14 protein-coding genes are annotated in these 17,107 nt (G+C 71.5%); 8 read left to right on the forward strand and 6 right to left on the reverse strand.

Annotated features, from left to right (window positions below; all coding sequences use genetic code 11):
• Positions 1 to 7 precede the first annotated feature (7 nt).
• Complete coding sequence (locus tag ACTWJ8_RS15600) at positions 8 to 1,003, forward strand: ATP-binding cassette domain-containing protein (protein WP_443264154.1); 996 nt, start codon at positions 8 to 10, stop codon at positions 1,001 to 1,003.
• A complete protein-coding gene (locus ACTWJ8_RS15605; protein WP_356376727.1) occupies positions 1,000 to 1,776 on the forward strand; it encodes an ABC transporter permease in 777 nt (258 codons plus the stop codon). The genes ACTWJ8_RS15600 and ACTWJ8_RS15605 overlap by 4 nt, the downstream gene beginning before the upstream one ends.
• A gap of 46 nt (positions 1,777 to 1,822) precedes the next feature.
• Here the strand turns inward: ACTWJ8_RS15605 and ACTWJ8_RS15610 are convergent, their stop codons facing one another.
• The 4 genes from ACTWJ8_RS15610 to ACTWJ8_RS15625 all read right to left on the reverse strand — a co-directional run bounded on the left by ACTWJ8_RS15610 (position 1,823) and on the right by ACTWJ8_RS15625 (position 7,216).
• Positions 1,823 to 2,734: an SPFH domain-containing protein gene (locus ACTWJ8_RS15610; RefSeq protein ID WP_443264156.1), complete on the reverse strand. Its 912-nt coding sequence runs from the start codon at positions 2,732 to 2,734 to the stop codon at positions 1,823 to 1,825.
• A 91-nt stretch (positions 2,735 to 2,825) separates the two neighbouring features.
• Positions 2,826 to 4,550: an FAD-dependent oxidoreductase gene (locus ACTWJ8_RS15615; RefSeq protein WP_443264157.1), complete on the reverse strand. Its 1,725-nt coding sequence runs from the start codon at positions 4,548 to 4,550 to the stop codon at positions 2,826 to 2,828.
• Positions 4,543 to 6,474 (reverse strand): AMP-dependent synthetase/ligase, encoded by a 1,932-nt coding sequence (locus ACTWJ8_RS15620; protein WP_443264159.1) that lies wholly within the window; start codon positions 6,472 to 6,474, stop codon positions 4,543 to 4,545. Before ACTWJ8_RS15620 ends, ACTWJ8_RS15615 begins: the two co-directional genes overlap by 8 nt.
• Before the next feature lie 127 nt (positions 6,475 to 6,601).
• Positions 6,602 to 7,216 carry a TetR/AcrR family transcriptional regulator gene (locus ACTWJ8_RS15625; RefSeq protein WP_356376716.1) on the reverse strand — a complete coding sequence of 205 codons (615 nt, stop codon included), beginning with the start codon at positions 7,214 to 7,216 and terminating at the stop codon, positions 6,602 to 6,604.
• 138 nt (positions 7,217 to 7,354) lie between these two features.
• Between ACTWJ8_RS15625 and ACTWJ8_RS15630 the strand changes: the two genes are divergently transcribed.
• Together ACTWJ8_RS15630 and ACTWJ8_RS15635 are read left to right on the forward strand one after the other, a co-directional pair.
• The gene (locus tag ACTWJ8_RS15630) at positions 7,355 to 7,822 is read left to right on the forward strand and encodes an SCP2 sterol-binding domain-containing protein (protein WP_356376713.1); all 468 of its coding nucleotides are present in this window, start codon (positions 7,355 to 7,357) and stop codon (positions 7,820 to 7,822) included.
• A gap of 17 nt (positions 7,823 to 7,839) precedes the next feature.
• Complete coding sequence (locus ACTWJ8_RS15635) at positions 7,840 to 9,054, forward strand: acyl-CoA dehydrogenase family protein (RefSeq protein ID WP_443264160.1); 1,215 nt, start codon at positions 7,840 to 7,842, stop codon at positions 9,052 to 9,054.
• Positions 9,055 to 9,337: 283 nt separating this feature from the next.
• On the opposite strand, the gene ACTWJ8_RS15640 is transcribed toward ACTWJ8_RS15635, so the two are convergent.
• Together ACTWJ8_RS15640 and ACTWJ8_RS15645 are read right to left on the reverse strand one after the other, a co-directional pair.
• Positions 9,338 to 10,228, reverse strand: coding sequence for an ABC transporter permease (locus ACTWJ8_RS15640; RefSeq protein WP_443264162.1), 891 nt, complete (start codon positions 10,226 to 10,228; stop codon positions 9,338 to 9,340).
• On the reverse strand, positions 10,225 to 12,972 hold the full coding sequence (locus ACTWJ8_RS15645; protein ID WP_443264164.1) for an alpha/beta fold hydrolase: 2,748 nt from the start codon (positions 12,970 to 12,972) through the stop codon (positions 10,225 to 10,227). The genes ACTWJ8_RS15640 and ACTWJ8_RS15645 overlap by 4 nt, the downstream gene beginning before the upstream one ends.
• A gap of 260 nt (positions 12,973 to 13,232) precedes the next feature.
• Here ACTWJ8_RS15645 and ACTWJ8_RS15650 point away from each other — a divergent pair, with 260 nt between their 5' ends.
• The 4 genes from ACTWJ8_RS15650 to ACTWJ8_RS15665 are packed head-to-tail and all read left to right on the forward strand — an operon-like array spanning position 13,233 to position 17,103.
• Complete coding sequence (locus ACTWJ8_RS15650; RefSeq protein ID WP_356376701.1) at positions 13,233 to 14,534, forward strand: ABC transporter substrate-binding protein; 1,302 nt, start codon at positions 13,233 to 13,235, stop codon at positions 14,532 to 14,534.
• Positions 14,535 to 14,576: 42 nt separating this feature from the next.
• Entirely contained in the window at positions 14,577 to 15,542 is a 966-nt protein-coding gene (locus tag ACTWJ8_RS15655) for a carbohydrate ABC transporter permease (protein WP_443264165.1), read from the forward strand.
• A 2-nt stretch (positions 15,543 to 15,544) separates the two neighbouring features.
• Entirely contained in the window at positions 15,545 to 16,396 is an 852-nt protein-coding gene (locus ACTWJ8_RS15660) for a carbohydrate ABC transporter permease (RefSeq protein ID WP_356376695.1), read from the forward strand.
• Between the two features lie 5 nt (positions 16,397 to 16,401).
• Complete coding sequence (locus ACTWJ8_RS15665) at positions 16,402 to 17,103, forward strand: hypothetical protein (RefSeq protein ID WP_443264167.1); 702 nt, start codon at positions 16,402 to 16,404, stop codon at positions 17,101 to 17,103.
• Positions 17,104 to 17,107: the final 4 nt, after the last annotated feature.

Below are 17,107 nucleotides of genomic sequence, written 5' to 3' on the forward strand. Positions count from 1 at the left end.
ATCTGTCATGTCCACATCCACCTCCGACAACGACGCCGGACCGCCCCCGCTCGCCGTCTCCACCCTCGGCCTGCGCAAGTCCTACGGCGACAAGACCGTGCTCGACGGCATCGATCTGCGCATCCCCGCCGGTTCCGTCTTCGCGCTGCTCGGGCCGAACGGGGCCGGGAAGACGACGACCGTGCGGATCCTGTCCACGCTCATCGACGCCGACGGCGGGCAGGCGCAGGTCGCCGGGCACGACGTCGCGGCCTCGCCCGACGGGGTGCGCGCCGCCATTGGCGTCACCGGGCAGTTCGCGGCGCTTGATGACCTGCTCACCGCCGAGGAGAACCTGCTCCTCATGGCCGACCTGCTGCGGCTCGGCAAGCGCGAGGGGCGGCAGCGGGCGAGGGAGCTGCTCGAGCGGTTCGGCATCGCGGACGTCGCGGGCAATCGTGCCGCCACCTTCTCCGGTGGCATGCGCAGGCGTCTCGACCTCGCCATGACGCTCGTCGGCGACCCGCGCGTGATCTTCCTCGACGAGCCGACGACCGGGCTCGATCCGCGCAGCCGGCGCACCATGTGGGAGACCGTGCGGTCCCTCGTCGCGACCGGCGTCACCGTCTTCCTCACCACGCAGTACCTCGAGGAGGCCGACCAGTTGGCCGACCGGATCGCTGTGCTCGACGGCGGCCGGATCGTCGCCGAGGGCACCGCCGACGAGCTGAAGGCGCAGATCCCCGGCAGCCACGTACGGCTGCGGTTCAACGACACGGACGAGTACGAGCGGGCCGCCGACGCCTTCCCCGGTGCGGCCCGCGACGACGAGGAGCTGGTGCTGCGCGTCGCCGGTGACGGTGATCTCGCCTCGCTGCGCGGCCTCTTCGACCGGCTCGACACCGCCGGTGTGCACGCCGCCGACTTCTCCGTGCACACCCCCGACCTCGACGACGTGTTCCTCGCCCTGACCGGCGACGGCACCGCCGCCACCCCTCTGCACGTCAAGGAGACCCTGCGATGAGCACCCTCACGTACGCCGTGCACGACTCGATGACGATGCTGCGGCGCAACATCAAGCACGCGCTGCGCTATCCGGCCGTCTCGCTGGGCGCGTCGATGATGCCGATTCTGATGCTGTGTCTGTTCGTGTTCGCGTTCGGGGACTCGATGTCGGGCGGTGCGGGGCGGGACGCGTATCTGGAGTATCTGACGCCCGGTGTCGTGATCATGGGGGTCGCCTCCGGGGCCATGTCGACCTCGATCGCGGTCTGCCAGGACATGACCGAGGGCATCATCAACCGCTTCCGCACCATGAACATCACGCGCTCGTCGTTCATGACCGGGCATGTCGTCGGCAGCGTCCTCACGACGATGGTGAGCCTCGTGCTCGTCGTCGGCGTGGCGGTCGCGCTCGGCTTCCGGCCCGACGCCGACCCGCTGGAGTGGCTGGCCGCCGCCGGTCTGCTGGCCGCCATCGCGTTCGCGGTGACCTGGCTCGCGGCGGCGCTCGGCCTCAAGTCCAAGACGGTCGAGTCGGCGAGCAACAAGCCGCTGCTGATCCAGTTCCTGCCGTTCCTGGGCTCGGCGTTCGTGCCGGCCGACTCGATGGCGCCCGGACTGCGCTGGTTCGCCGAGAACCAGCCGTTCACGCCGATGACCGAGACGCTGCGCGGGCTGCTCACCGGCTCCGCGATCGGCAACGACGGGTGGATCTCGCTCGCCTGGTGCGCCGGGATCGCCCTCGTCGGCTACGCCTGGGCGCGCAGGCTCTACGGGCTCAACACCGAGCGCTGACCGCCCGGTTCATGCGCGAAGGGCCCCGCCACGCGGCGGGGCCCGCTCACGTTTTCGTCTCGCCGCGCGCGAACGCCACCGTCAGGTCTCGCACCAGCGCGTTGCGTTCGTACTCGTCCAACTCCACCAGGCCGCGTCCGGTGAGCCGTTCGAGGGTGTCCTCCACCGAGTCGACGACGCCGGACAGCGCGCCCGCCCGCTGCCGTGCGTCGAGCGTCGCGATCCGCCGTCGCCGCATCGCGTCGGCGACCTCCGGCGCGTACTCGACCCGGGCCGGGCGCACCGCGAGCACCTCGACGCCGATGGGCGCGCACTCCTCGGACAGCACCCCGGCCAGCTCGGCGCCGACCGCCTCCGGGTCGCGCAGGGTGGGCGCCGACTCGTGGAAGGCGTCGGCAGGGAGCCGCGCGAAGACCCGGGCGAGCGCCACCTCGATCTGTCCGCGCAGATACGCGTCGTGGTCCTGCACCGCGAACAGCGCACGCGCCGTGTCTCGCACCCGCCACACCACCAGGGCCTCGACGCTCAGCGCCATGCCGTCCGCGTCGACGGCGGGCAGCGGTTCGCTGCGCCAGTGCCGCAGCCGTACGTCGACGCGGCGGCGCAGCACCAGCGGGTTGACCCAACGAAGCCCGGTGCGCCGCACGGTGCCGCGGTAGCGGCCGAAGAGGGTGAGCCCCAGAGCGTCCCCCGACCGGCACCGGCTGAGCCCGCCGAAGGCGAGGACGGCGAGCACCGCGCAGGCCGCGACGAACGCGCCTCTGCCGGCGCGGGCGGCGTCGCTTCCGTGGGCCGGGGCGGCGTCGGGGCCGAGGAAGTCGGTGACGGTGTCCGGGATCCAGCCGAGCAGCAGGCACCCGTACAAGGCTCCCGCGAGGGCCAGTGCCCCCGCGGCGACGCCCAGCCAGCCGGGCAGCGACCACCCGACGCGTTCGACGACCTCGTCCCGCTGACTCATCGACTCTCCCGGCTTCCGCGGACAGGATCTGGCCGTACTCACGGTATGCGGCAAGGGTCCGAAATCGCCGGAATTCGGGCCGGGCGCGGGGTCACTCCAGCCGCAACTCCCCGTACGCCCCGGCAGGGACGACCGGCGCGCGCGGCGCCACGGGCCGCAACTCCCGGTACTCCGCTCCCTGTTCGGGCCGCGGGTCCGCCTCGCCCTTGTTCGGCCAGTACGACATCGCCCGCTCGGCCTGCGCCGTGATCGTCAGGGACGGGTTCACGCCGAGGTTCGCGGAGACCGCCGAGCCGTCGACGACGGAGATGCCGGGGTGCCCGTAGAGCCGGTGGTACGGGTCGATCACGCCGGTCTCCGCCGAGTCGCCGATGGCGCAGCCGCCGAGGAAGTGCGCGGTCAGCGGCTTGCCCATGAGTTCACCGAGGTTGGTGCCTGCGAAGCCGTTGATGGACTCGGCGATCAGGCCGGCCGCCTGCCAGCCCTCCGGTATGTGCACCGGGTTCGGGGTGCCGTGGCCCTGCTCTGCGGTGAGCAGTCCGCGCCGGTCGAGGCTCGTCGTCAGGGAGTTGTCGTGGGTCTGCATGACGAGCCCGATGATGGTCCGCTCCGACCAGTGGCGCAGCGCGACGGTGCGGGCGACGAGCACCGGGTGGGCGAGGAACGCGAGGGCGGCGGCGATCGGCTTCGGCAGGTTCTGCCGGTACTGCGGCACGCAGATCAGGGCCATCAGGTTGGAGCCCTTGCCGTAGCGGACGTTCTCGATGTGCGTGTTCGCGTTGGGGTGCACGGACGAGGTGATGGCGACGCCGCGCGTGAAGTCGATGTCGGGGCGGCCGTAGCGGCGCGGCCAGGTGAGGGCGCCGACCAGGGACTCGGAGTTGGTGCGGGTCAGCTCGCCGAGGCGGCGCGAGAGGCGCGGCAGCACGCCGTCGTCGCGCATGCGGTGCAGCAGAGTCTGGGTGCCGTACGTGCCCGCGGCCAGGACCACGCGGCGGGCGCGCAGCACGGTGCGGCGGCCGCGGCGGCGCCTGTTCGTGGGGACGGTGGTGACCTCGAAGCCGTCCGCGAGCTCGCGCACCCGGGTCACCGTCGTCATCGCCCTGACCTCGGCTCCGGCGTTCTCGGCGAGGTGCAGATAGTTCTCGGTGAGGGTGTTCTTGGCGCCGACGCGGCAGCCCGTCATGCAGGAGCCGCACTCGGTGCAGGCGGCGCGCCTCGGGCCCGCGCCGCCGAAGTACGGGTCGGGGACCTCCTCCCCCGCCGCTGCCGTCGTCGTCCCTTCGGCGTCCTTGCCGTCGCCGAAGAACACGCCGACGGGCGTGAGCCGGAAGGTGTCGCCCGCGCCCATCCTGGCCGCCGCGTCCCGCAGCAGCTCGTCGGCCTCGGTGGTGGTCGGGTTGGTGCGCACGCCGAGCATGCGGCGCGCCTGCGCGTAGTAGGGCGCGAGTTCGGCCTGCCAGTCGGTGATGTGCCCCCACTGCCGGTCCTGGAAGAACGCGGGTGGCGGTACGTACAGGGTGTTCGCGTAGTTGAGGGAACCGCCGCCGACGCCGGCGCCCGCGAGCACCATCACGTTCTTCATCAGGTGGATGCGCTGGATCCCGTACATCCGCAGGCGCGGCGCCCACAGGTAGTCGCGCAGCTTCAGGGAGGTGCGGGGCAGGGTGTCGCGCGTGTAGCGCCGCCCGGCCTCCAACACCCCGACCCGGTAGCCCTTTTCGGTCAGCCGGAGCGCGGAGACGGATCCGCCGAACCCGGAGCCGACGACGATGACGTCGTAGTCGTACGTGGTGGTGCCCGTGGTCTCAGGCACCGTACAGCTCCTCGATCTCGCGCTCGTACGCGCTCGTGACGGCCTTCCGTTTGATCTTCAGGGAGGGCGTGAGGAGCCCGTTCTCCTCGTTGAACTCCCCTTCGACCAGCGTGAACTTGCGGATGGACTCGGCGCGGGAGACGGCCTCGTTGGCGTAGTCGACGGCCTTCTGGACGTCGGCGACGATCCGGGGGTCGCCGATGATCTCGGACATCGGGGTGTCGGCGGGCAGCTTGCGCACGCTGAGCCAGTGCGCGACGGACTCGGGCTCCAGGGTGATGACGGCGGCGACGTACGGGCGGTTGTCGCCGACGACGATGCACTGGCCGACGGGCGAGCGGCTGCGCAGCCGGTCCTCCAGGATCGCCGGGGAGACGTTCTTGCCGCCGCTGGTGACGAGGATGTCCTTCTTGCGGCCCGTGATCCTCAGGTAGCCGTCGTCGTCGAGCTCGCCGAGGTCGCCGGTCGCGAACCAGCCGTCCTCGTCCAGGACCTGCTCGGTCGCCTCCTGGTTGTTCCAGTACGCGCCGAAGACGATGCCGCCCTTGATCAGCACCTCGCCGTCGTCCGCGATCCGGATCGTGGTGCCGGGCACGGGCAGTCCCACGGTGCCGGGGCGGGGCCGCAGCGGCGGGGTGATGGTGGCGGCTGCGGTCGTCTCGGTGAGCCCGTAGCCCTCGTAGATGACGATCCCGGCGGCGTAGAAGAAGAGGTTCAGATTGCGGTCGAGGGGCGAGCCGCCGCTGATGGCGTACCGGAGCCTGCCGCCGAGCTCCTTGCGCACGCGCCGGTAGACCAGCAGGTCGTAGAGGCCGTGGGCGAGCCGGAGCCCGATGCCGGGGCCCTTGCCGCCGTCGAGGAACCGGGTCAGGTGGGCCTCGGCGAAGCGCACCGCGATCCGGTCGGCGCGGTCGAAGGAGGAGCCGCGGCCGATCTTCTCCGCGGTCGCGCGCCCGGTGTCGTGGATCTTCTCGAAGAGGTACGGCACACCGACGACGAACGTCGGCCGGAACGAGCGGAGTTCGGGCCGCAGCTCGTCCGGCTTGATGCTCGGGCAGTGCCCCAGCTCGATACGGGCGAGCATGCACGCCACCTGGATCGTGCGGCCCAGGATGTGCGCGAGCGGCAGGAAGAGGAGGGTGGACGCGGTCTGCCCGGTGACCTCCTTGAAGATCGGGTGCAGCAGCTCGACGGTGTTCGCGGCCTCGGCGTACAGATTGCCGTGCGTGAGGACGCAGCCCTTGGGTCGGCCGGTGGTGCCGGAGGTGTAGCAGACGGTCGCGATGGTGTCGGGGGTGAGGGCGGCCCGCCGCTTGGCGACCTCCTCGTCGGTGACATCGGCGCCGAGGGCGGCGAGTTGGAGCACGGCGCCGTCGTCGATCTGCCGGATGCCGGGGCGGTCGGCCTCGGGCAGCGCGGCGATCCCCGCCTCGGCCGCCGCGGCGTTCTCCGGGGTCTCGACGATGAGCATGCGCGCGCCGGAGTCCCGGACGATCCACTCGATCTGGTCGGGCGCGGACGTGGCGTAGATCGGCACGGTCTGCCCGCCCGCGGCCCAGATCGCGAAGTCGAGGACCTGCCACTCGTAGCGGGTGCGCGACATCAGGGCGACCCGGCCGCCCGGTTCGAGGCCCGCGGCGATCAGGCCCTTGGCCGTGGCGGTCACCTCGCGGGCGAACGCGGCGGCGGTGACGGGCCGCCACCGCTCGCCCTCCTTGCGCCGCACGACGACCGCGTTCGGCTCCTGCGCGGCGTTGAGGTACGGGATGTCGGCGGGTGTCGAGCCGTCCTCCGGGGGCGTGGCGAGCGGTGCGACGCGCGCCTCGCGCACGACGCCGTGCTCGCCCCTGACCAGCTCGACCTTGGCGCGTTCGGCCAGGTCGCCGCGCTTCCCGGCCCGTTTCAGATCCTTGCGTACGCCCATGACGGCTCCCGTTCGCGCGGCTGCCCGACTCCTGCGTGCTGGAACTTACTGGGGAGTCAACTTACCTACGCGTAAGGAAAATTCAATGGTCGCGTACGAATCCGTCGCGAGGCCCTGCCGCGAAGCTCTACGGAGCCCAGACCTCGCCGTCCAGCACGTCGCGCATGCCCACCCACACCATGTTCATGAGGCGCAGCGTGATGCCCTCGGGCGACTGGCCGGGATGGCGCTCCATCCAGTCGGTGAGCGAGTCGGCGGCGCCGACGAGGGCGTGGGCGACGAAGTCGGCGTCCTCGTCGCCGAGCCGTGCGCCGCGCCCGCTGTCCGTGATGCCGTCCCTGATCAGCCCGGCGACCTCGGCCATGACGGCGCGGCGCGCATCCGCGACGGCCGCCGCGATCGCCTCGCTCAGCTCGGAGGCCTGGCGGTGCAGCACGACCCAGCTGTCGCGGTGCTCGGCGACGAAGGCGAAGAACGCGGAGAGCCCGGCGTGCAGCCGCAGTTCGGGCGCGGCGCCCGCGCCGCGCGCGGCCTCCTGGAAGGCGGCGACGAGACGCTCGGCCTCCCGGCGCAGGCACGCGAGGAAGAGACCCTCCTTGGAGTCCAGGTACAGATACACCATCGGCTTGGAGATTCCGGCGAGTTCGGCGATCTCGTCCACGGACGCCGCGTGATAGCCACGCTTGGCGAAGACCCGCACGCCGACGTCGATGATCTGCTGTTCGCGCACGTGGCGCGGCACGCGCTTCCTGCGTGCCGCCGTACGCCCTTGAGCCGCTCCCGATGTGCCCGTCACCCTTGTCAGCCTATCTACGTCGCCGTAACCTTACCCATTAGTAAACTTACTAAGCGGTAAGGTCGCCATAAGGAGAGTGGGTCCATGAGCGGTGCCGAGGAGATCGCGGCGCTCGACTTCGCGAGCGTCACGCCCGAGGAGTTCGCGCGGATCGTGAAGGGTCTTTCCACGAAGGAGATCAACGAGATCGCGCGGGACGAGGCGCTGCGCACCCGGGTCCTCAAGGAGGTCTTCGGGCGCATGGAGCGGCAGTTCAAGCCGGACGTCGCCGGCTCCCTCGAAGCGCTCATCCGCTGGAAGGTGACCGGTCAGGACGAGGTGCCCGATGCGGTCTACGAGACGAAGATCTCCGGCGGCACCTGCACGGTCTCCGAGGGTCGCTCGGACGCCGAGCCGCGGGTCACGCTGATCATGGGCGACGCCGACTTCCTCAAGCTGGTCTCGGGGAACTCCTCGCCCGTCACGATGTTCATGATGCGCAAGGTCAAGATCGCGGGCGATGTCGCGCTCGCCTCCGGCCTGACGCGCTACTTCGACATCCCCAAGGCCTGAGGAGGGTTCGGTCGGTCATGCCCTTCTCTCTTGAACTGGGCGAGGAACAGCGCGATCTGCGGGACTGGGTGCACGGCTTCGCCGCCGACGTCGTGCGTCCTGCGGCGGCCGAGTGGGACGAGCGCGAGGAGACGCCCTGGCCGGTGATCCAGGAGGCCGCGAAGATCGGCCTGTACGGCTTCGAGTCGCTGGCCGAGATGTTCGGCGACCCCACCGGGCTCTCGCTCCAGATCGCCAACGAGGAGCTGTTCTGGGGCGACGCGGGCATCGGCATGGCGCTGTTCGGCACGTCGCTCGCGGTGGCCGGGATCTTCTCCGCGGGCACGCCCGACCAGCTCGCCGAGTGGGTGCCGCAGTGCTACGGCGACGAGGACGACCCGAAGGTCGCGGCGTTCTGCGTCTCGGAGCCGCAGGCCGGTTCCGACGTGGCGGGCATGCGGACCCGCGCCCGCTACGACGAGGCGAAGGACGAGTGGGTGCTGTCCGGCCAGAAGGCCTGGATCACGAACGGCGGCATCGCGAACGTGCATGTCGTGGTCGCCTCCGTCGACCCGGATCTCGGCTCGCGCGGGCAGGCGGCGTTCATCGTGCCGCCGGGCACGCCGGGCCTCGAAGGCGCCAAGAAGATAAAGAAGTTGGGCCTGCGGGCCTCGCACACGGCCGATGTCTTCCTCGACGACGTCCGGGTCCCCGGGCACTGTCTGCTCGGCGGCAAGGAGAAGCTCGACGCGCGGCTCGCGCGGGCCCGCGAGGGCACGTCGGGCTCCCGGGGCCAGGCCGCGATGTCCACATTCGAGGTCAGCCGCCCGACGGTGGGCGCGCAGGCGCTCGGCATCGCGCGCGCCGCGTACGAGTACGCGCTGGAGTACGCGGGCGAGCGGGAGGCGTTCGGCCGCCCGATCGTCGAGAACCAGGCGATCGCGTTCGCCCTCGCCGACCTGCGGACGGAGATCGAGGCCTGCCGGCTGCTGATCTGGCAGGCGTCGTGGATGGCCCGCAACGACAAGGTCTTCGACGCGGCCCAGGGCTCCATGTCCAAGCTGCGCGCCGGTGAACTCGCCGTGGCCGCGACCGAGAAGGCCATCCAGGTCCTCGGCGGCGCCGGGTACAGCCGCGAGCACCCGGTCGAGCGGATGTACCGGGACGCGAAGATCTACACGATCTTCGAGGGCACCAGCGAGATCCAGCGGCTCGTGATCGCGCGGGCGATCTCCGGGCGGCAGATCCGCTGAGCGCGCCGGAGTGCGGGGCGGGCCTCTAGGGCCTGTCGTCAAACTACGGTCGTCGCCCGAAGGGCGGCGGCGCGGCGTAATGGGGCCTCCCCCTGCTCGAGCGGAGCCGAGAGCTTGGGGAAGCGTGCGATCGCAAGGCGCCGGAAGATCCCAGTAGCGGAGCTACTCGGGTCTTCCGGCAACGCAGCTGGGGGTCCCCCGGCCGAAGGCTGGGGGAGTGCGTGCCAGGCGTCGCGACGCAGACGGGAGCTTGACGACAGGCCCTAGGGCCCGCCCCGCGTGCTCACGACACCACGTCCTTGCGGGCGAAGTTGCGGAAGGCGAGCGCGAAGAGGACCAGCGCGTAGGCCACGGAGACCGAGGCGCCCTTGGTCATCGCCGTCCACTCCGGCTGGGTCTGGATCATGTCGGCCCACGCGAACTGCCAGTGCGCGGGCAGGAATTCGCGCCAGGTGCCGAGCGCGGTGACCGCGTCCAGCACGTTGCCGACGATGGTCAGGAAGACCGCGCCGCCGACCGCGCCCAGCGGGTTGTCCGTCTTCGTGGACAGCCAGAACGCGAGGCCCGCCGTGACCAGTTGGGACACGAACACGAAAGCGACGATCACCAGGAGCCGCTGCACCGCCGTGCCCGCGGGCAGCGCCCCGCCGGTCGGTATGTCCAAAGGCCCCCAGCCGTACGCCACCGCGCCGACGCCGAGCGCCACCAGCGGGAGCAGCAGCATCGCGCCGAGGCTGAGCCCGAACGCGACGGCCAGCTTGGACCACAGCAGCCGGGCCCTGGGGACCGGCGCGGCCAGCAGATAGCGCAGGCTCGACCAGCTCGCCTCGGAGGCCACCGTGTCGCCGAAGAACAGGGCGACCGGTATCACCAGCAGGAACCCGGCGGACACGAACAGGCTCGTCGCCGCGAAGTTCGCCGCCGACGACGTGGCGGTGTCCATCAGGTTCACCCGCTGCCCGCCGTCGCCCCCGCCGCCCGGCTCCCCGCCGATCGCGAAGGCGGCGACGAGCACGAACGGCAGCAGCGCGAGCACGGCGCCCATCACGAGCGTCCGGCGCCGCTTCACCTGGCGCACCAGCTCCACACGCAGCGGCAACGTGCGCCGCGGCCGGTACCCGTGCGCCAGCTCGGGCACCTCGCGCGGCCCCGTCTCGGCTCCGGTCGTCGTCATGCCGGGGTCCCTCCGATCAGCGTCAGGAACGCGTCCTCAAGACGGCGGTGCGGGCCGAGGGAGCGCACCGGGACGCCGAGCCGCACCAGCTCCGCGACGAGGCGGGCGGCCGGGTCGGACGCGGCGGCCTCGTCGGATGCGCCGGCGGGCTCGGGTTCCGGTGGCGTCAGGCGGACCAGCAGCCCGTCGTCGACCGCGCCCACCGAGGCCACGCCCGGCAACCCCGCCACCTTCTCCACCAGCGCGTCGGTGACCTCGCCCGCGACGCCGACGAGCAGCGTGTCGCCGGAGCCGACGATGTCCGCGACGGGGCCCGCCTGGACGAGTCGCCCGCGGTCCATCACCACGAGGTGCGTGCAGGTCTGCTCGACCTCGGCGAGGAGATGGCTGGAGACGATGACCGTGCGGCCGCCGCGCGCGTACCGGATCATCACCTCGCGCATCTCGCGGATCTGCGGCGGGTCGAGCCCGTTCGTCGGCTCGTCGAGGATCAGCAGGTCCGGGAGGCCCAGCATGGCCTGCGCGATGGCGAGGCGCTGGCGCATGCCCTGCGAGTACGTGCGCACGGCGCGCGCCAGGGCGTCGCCGAGACCGGCGATCTCCAGGGCCTCGTCGAGGTGCGCGTCCTCGGCGGGACGTCCCGTCGCCTTCCAGTAGAGCTCCAGGTTCTCCCGGCCCGACAGGTGCGGCAGGAAGCCGGCGCCCTCGACGAACGCGCCCACCCGCGAGAGCACCGGGGAGCCCGGCCTGATCGCGTGGCCGAAGACCCGGATGCCGCCCTCGTCGGGGCGGATCAGGCCCATCAGCATGCGCAGGGTCGTCGTCTTGCCCGCGCCGTTCGGCCCGAGGAGGCCGAGGACCTGGCCCTGCTCGACGCGGAAGGACAACTCCCGTACCGCGTACCGGTCGGACGAACCGGCATACTTCTTGCCGAGGCCGGTGATCTCGAGCGGCACGTCGGCGAGCGCCGGGTCGGGCGCGGGCGCCGTCGTCCGCCGCCGCGCCGTGAGCAGCAGCCCCGCCGCGACGACCAGCGCGCCGGCGGGCAGCCACCACACCCAGGCGGGCATCGGCTCGGCCTGCGTGCGCACATCGGGCGCGGTCGGCACGCTCAGGCTGTCGCGGACGGTGACCTGGTACGTCGCCGGTTCGTTCGGCGACGCGTAGCCGAGGTCGGTCGCGGAGAGCACGAGCCGCAGCTTGTGGCCCTTCTGCACCTCGTGGTCGATGGCGGGGAGCGTGATCCGCACGTCCTTGCCGTCGCCGCCCGCGCCGGTCACGCGCAGCGGCGTCACCAGCTGCGAGGGCAGCACCTGGCGGGTCCCGTCGGGCCCGGAGTCGTAGACCTTCGCGAAGAGCACGGCCTCGTCCGTGGAGGACTTCACGTGCGCCGTGACCGTCGGGGAGCCGGTGACGCGCACCGACTTCTTCAGCGGCGCCGAGTCGAAGCGCGCGAACTGGCCGGGGTACTCGAGGGAGAAGCCGACACCGAGCGACGTCGACAGGTTCGACACCTTGCCGAGGCCCGGCACCGACGAGATCGACGGCGGGCCGCCGCCCGGCGGGTTCTGGAACGTCTCCGTGGCCGACTTCAGCGGCACGCCGACGCGGTTCTCGCCGCGCAGGCCCGGGTACAGGTCGCCGCTCGCGCCGCGCAGGGTGGCCGCGCCGTCCGTGGAGTCGACGCCGCCGGTGCGGGTGACGCGGAACGCGGGGCCCGTGTCGACGTTCTCGTCCTTCAGATAGCGGTCGAACCAGGAGGTCACGCGCTCGTGCAGGCGGTCGAGCTCCATGTCGCCGCCGTCGTGCCCGCCGTTCAGCCAGTCGACCTGGACCGGTGCGCCGTTCGCCTTCACATGGCGCGCTATCTCGTCGGCCTGGCCCAGCGGGAACAGCGAGTCGGTCTGGCCCTGCGCGATGAACGTGGGGACCTTGATGCGGTCGCCGACGGCGACGGGGCTGCGCTCCTCCAGGAGCTTGCGCGCCGCGTCGTCCGGCTTCCCGGAGACCGCGACCCGCTTGTACATGTCGCACAGCTTCTTCTCGAAGCGGCCGCAGGCGAGGCCCGCCTCGCTGGTGCGGGTGCCGAGCTGCGCGGAGCCCGAGGTGAAGAAGGCGCCCGCCCAGAGCTTCTTGAAGACGCCGTCGGGGAACAGCGCGTCCGCCAGGTTCCAGTACGTGATCTGCGGGGCGATCGCGTCGACCCGCTTGTCGTACCCCGCGGAGAGCAGCGAGATCGCGCCGCCGTACGAGGCGCCGGTGACGCCCACGCGCGGGTCGCCCGGCTTGTCGAGCTCGACCTCGGGGCGCTTCGCGAGCCAGTCGATCATCCGGGAGACGTCGGCCACCTCGTGCTTCGGGTCGTTCAGGCCGATCTTGCCGCCGGAGCGGCCGAAGCCGCGGGCCGACCAGGTCATTACCGCGTACCCGTGGGCGGCGAGCTTCTCGGCCTCCGCGCGCACGTCCGCCTTGCTGCCGCCGAAGCCGTGGGTGAGCAGCACGGCGGGGCGCTTGTGGGACGGGGAGCCCGCCGTGAAGTACGACGTGTCGACGCGCACCCCGCCGCCCATCGGCATCATCCGGTCCTGCCGGTGCACGGCGGTCGACCCGCCGGAGTCCGACGCCGCGGACGCCGCCGCGCCGCCACCCGCTCCCGCGAGCACCGCCACGATCGCCGCGACGGTCGTCCACCGTCGCGGTCGGCCGCGGATCAGCTCGCGCCACTCCCGCCCTCGAAAAGACATGCGCTCAACGGTATGCGCACCCACCGACAACGTCCGCATCCGGTGATCGGTGCCACACGCCGCGGGGCGGTCCCCGGCGGGGCCCACCTGGATTCTGCGAGCGCTCGCAGAAGACGTCAAGAGTGCGTACGGCCCCGGGAGTTGGCGGCATTGAATCGTTCCGGAAAAGCGTGCGCGAAGCATTGACCGGCCTGCGAGCGCATGCAAACGTCCTTCCCCACGAACCGCCCCCACCGTCCAGTCGCTCGTGGAGGCCCCCTATGGGCAGCGTCGCCCCCTCCCGTCGCACCACCCTGTCCGCGCTCCTCGCCACCGGCCTCGGCACGGCGCTCACCGCCTGCGGCGGCCCCGCGCGCTCCGTCGGGTCCGGCGGCGCCGTGACCCTGCGCTACTTCTTCTGGGGCGACAGCGGTCGCGCCGACCTGATCAACAAGTGCATCGCCGTGTTCGAGCGCGAGCACCCCAAGATCAAGGTGAAGTCGAGCTTCGCCGCGTTCGACGCCTTCTGGCCGAAGCTGAGCACCGCCGCCGCGGGCGGCAACCCGCCCGACGTGATGCACGTCGACTACGCGTGGATCCGCACCCTCGGCGAGCACGGCGTCCTCGCCGACCTGGGCCCGCACACCGGCTCCGGCAAGGAGATCGACGCGTCCACCGTGATCCCGTCGCTGCGCACCGCGGGCGAGGTAGACGGCCGCCGCGTCGCGCTGCCGCTCGGCAGCAACTGCGTGTCCCTGATGTACGACGCGAAGGCCTGGGACGCGGCCGGCGCCCGCAGACCGACGCGGCGGACGACCTGGGACGCCTTCATGGAGCAGTCCCTCCAGGTCACCCGGTACGGCCGCAAGCAGGGCGGCCCCGTGCAGTACGGCATGGACAACCCCGGCCAGAACTACATGGGCCTCGAGGTCTGGATGCGCCAGCAGGGCCTCCAGATGTGGACCGACAAGGGCGCCCTCGGCTTCGACCGCGACGACATGCGCCGCTACCTCACCGTCGTCGACGGCTGGCGCAAGGAGGGCGCGCTGGCCGGCCCCGACGCCGTACTCGAATCGCTGCCCGGCTTCCCGATCACCACCCGCAGGGCCGCCTCCTACCTGGAGTGGGACAACCAGGTCGGCGGGCGCAGCGACATGCGCGGCAGCACGCTCTCGCTGGGCACGGTCCCCAGCGACACCGGCCGCTCCGGCATCTACGCCAAGCCCGGCATGCTGATCGCCGCCGCCGCGCGCAGCCCGTACCTGAGCGAGAGCGCCCGGTTCATCGACTTCATGGTCAACGACCGGCGGGTGGCGAAGATCCTCGGCACCAACATCGGGATGCCGCCGACCACGAGCCAGCAGGGCGCGGCCGACACGTCCGATCCGAAGGTGCGCCAGGTCCAGACGTACGAGAAGCAGGTCGCGAAGACGCTCGCGCCGACCCCGCCGCCGCCCGCCGACGGCGGCGCCTCGCTCAACGTCTATCTCCAGCGCGTCGCCGAGAAGCTGTTCTACGGCCGGATCTCGGTGGATCACGCCGTGGACCTCTACTTCGAACAGGCCGAGGTCACCCTCGCCTGACGCACGGCCACCTCCGCCCCCTCGAAAACGTACGGAGCCCCCATGGCCTCTACGACGACCGACGCCGCGCCACCCCGCGCCCGCCGCGGCGGCACCTCAGCGACCCCGACCGGCAGGCCCCGCAAGGGCGGCGGCGACCGCTCCGCGTACGTCTTCCTCACCCCGTGGATGATCGGCGCGGCGGTGCTGACGCTCGGGCCGATGTTGTTCTCGCTCTACATGTCGTTCACGGACTACAACCTGTTCGACTCGCCGCGCTGGATCGGCCTCGACAACTACAAGCGGATCCTGTTCGACGACCCCGAGGTCCGCGACACCGTCGGCGTCACGCTGCTCTACGTCGTGGTGGCGACGCCCCTGAAGCTGGCCGCCGCGCTCGGTGTGGCGCTGCTGCTGCACACCCGGCGCAAGGGCCGCAACTTCTACCGGGCCGCCTTCTACATGCCGTCCCTGATCGGGGCGAGCGTCGGCGCGGCCATCGTGTGGCGGCTGCTGTTCTCCACCGGGAGCGTCGTCGACCGGTTCCTCGGCACGTTCGGGATCCACACCGGCGGCTGGATCTCCAACCCGGACTGGTCGCTGATGTCCCTGGTCGCGCTGTCGGTCTGGCAGTTCGGCGCGCCCATGGTGATCTTCCTGGCGGCGCTGCAGCAGATCCCGCGCGATCTGTTCGAGGCCGCGGAGATCGACGGGGCGGGGCCCTGGCGCCGCTTCCTGTCGGTCACGGTGCCGATGCTGTCGCCCGTCATCTTCTTCAACCTGGTCCTGGAGATGGTGCACGCCTTCCAGATGTTCAACTCGGCGTTCGTGCTCTCCAACGGCACCGGAGGACCGGCGGGCTCCACGCACGTGTACTCGATGTACCTGTACGAACTCGGCTTCAACGACTTCCGGATGGGCTACGCCGCGGCCCTGACCTGGGTGCTGCTCCTGGTCGTCGGCGCGATCACCGCGCTGCTCTTCAAGACCTCGGGCCGCTGGGTCCACTACGCGGGCGAGGAGAAGTGACGATGGCGACGACGACCACCACGACCGCGACGCGTTCGACCCTGTGGCACGTGGGCGCGATCGCCCTGCTGCTGGTCCTGCTCTACCCGGTGATCTGGGTGTTCACGGCGTCCGTGAAGCCCGCCGACGAGATCATCTCCAGCTTCGGTCTGCTGCCGTCGGAGGTGAGCTGGAGCGGTTTCGGCACGGCGCTCGAGGGGATCGCCGAGGTGCCGGCGTGGCGCTTCTTCTCCAACTCGCTGCTGCTGGCGATCGGTTCGGTGATCGGCAACGTGCTGTCGTGCTCCGTCGCCGCGTACGCGTTCGCGCGGCTGCGGTTCCGGGGGCGCGGGGCGATGTTCGCGGTGATGATCGGCACGATCCTGCTGCCGACGCATCTGCTGCTCATCCCGCAGTACACGATGTTCCAGAAGGTCGGCCTCGTCGACACGTACGTGCCGCTGCTGCTCGGCAAGTTCCTCGCGACGGACGCGTTCTTCGTGTTCCTGATGGTGCAGTTCGTGCGGAACCTGCCGCGCAGCCTCGACGAGGCGGCGCTGATCGACGGCTGCGGGCACTTCCGGATCTTCGGGCACATCGTGCTGCCGCTGCTCCGACCGGCGCTGATCACCACGGCGATCTTCACGTTCATCTGGTCCTGGAACGACTTCTTCGCGCCGCTGGTCTACCTCCAGTCGCCGGAGAAGTATCCGCTGCCGGTGGCACTGCGGTTGTTCGTCGACTCGACGAGCAGCCAGGACTACGGGGCGATGCTCGGCATGTCGGTGCTCTCGCTGCTTCCGGTGATCGCGTTCTTCGTGGCGTTCCAGCGGCTGCTGATCGAGGGCGCGGCGACGTCCGGGATGAAGGGGTGAGCGGCGTGAGCACGGTGGCGCGGCGCGAGACGCCGTACGGGGAGCGGTTCACGCTCTTCGCCGAAGTCCTGTGGATCGGCGTCCTGGTGGCGGCCGGGTCGCTGCTCGTCGTGACCTGGCCCGCGGCGATGGCGGCCGGGTGCGCGGCGGTGCGCCGCTGCGTGCCGGACGGGCCGTCGCCGGGTACGGCGCGGCGGTTCGTCGCGGACTTCCGGGCGGCGCTGCCCGGCGGGGCGGCGGTGGGGACGGTCGGCCTCGCGGTCCTCGGCTTCCTCGGCGCGGACCTGCGGCTCGCCGCGGCGGGCGGTGTGCCGCTGTTCGGGGCGCTGGCGGTCGTGGTCGCCGGGGCGGCGGGAGCGGTGGTCGTGCACCAGGTCCGGATGGCGGCGGGCTGGTCCACCACGGGTCGCTGGGCGCGGCCCCGGCGGGATCCGCGGGGTGTCGCGATGCTCGGCGGGGCGGTGCTCGTATCGGCGGTGTGCGTCTGGCAGTTGACGATTCTGGCGCCGCTGGTGACGGGGGTGCTTGCCCTGGCGGCAGTGGCGGTCGACCGGCGGCCCGCTCCCGGGGCTCTGCCCCGGACCCCGCTGCTCAATCGCCGCAGGGGCTTGATTTGCCCCGGATTGCCGACCGAAGGTCGGCATTTCAGGGGCGCGGGGAACTGCGCAAACCACAGCGCGACGGCACACGCGAAAACGATCAGGTGAGGGA

The sequence above is a fragment of the Streptomyces sp. SDT5-1 genome (assembly GCF_052245995.1).
GTDB lineage: Bacteria > Actinomycetota > Actinomycetes > Streptomycetales > Streptomycetaceae > Streptomyces.